The 270-nt window shown below is 61.1% G+C and carries 1 protein-coding gene; it reads right to left on the bottom strand.

Going from position 1 to position 270, the window contains the following annotated elements:
• The coding region (locus RVY79_RS19785; protein WP_317466272.1) for a hypothetical protein at positions 1–233 on the bottom strand (233 nt) is incomplete at its 3' end.
• Positions 234–270 lie beyond the last annotated feature (37 nt).

The raw sequence follows: 270 nt of genomic DNA, 5'->3' as shown, positions 1-270 counted from the left end.
AGGGTCGCGAGCGCCATCAGACCGATAATGGGCAGGATAATGGTGAGGAACAGAAGCGGCGCAGCGGCGATGACCTTGTTCACCGAAATGCTGCCCTGTGTCCCCGTCAGTATCTGTACCTTTCCGGCAGGAGTATCGACCCATTTGACGAGCCCCGCAGGCGGCGACGCTTCCCCTATCGTCCGCCCGAGCCGGGCGTCGCTGATATGGTCAAGCGCGGCAGCGATAAGCATAAAGTCTGACGGTACCGTCCCCTCCGACAAACGGTGC

The organism is Chromohalobacter sp. HP20-39 (genome assembly GCF_033052815.1).
Taxonomy (GTDB): domain Bacteria; phylum Pseudomonadota; class Gammaproteobacteria; order Pseudomonadales; family Halomonadaceae; genus Chromohalobacter.
The sequence above is the reverse complement of the archived record's forward strand: the minus strand, read 5'-3'. Positions and strand labels throughout refer to the sequence as shown.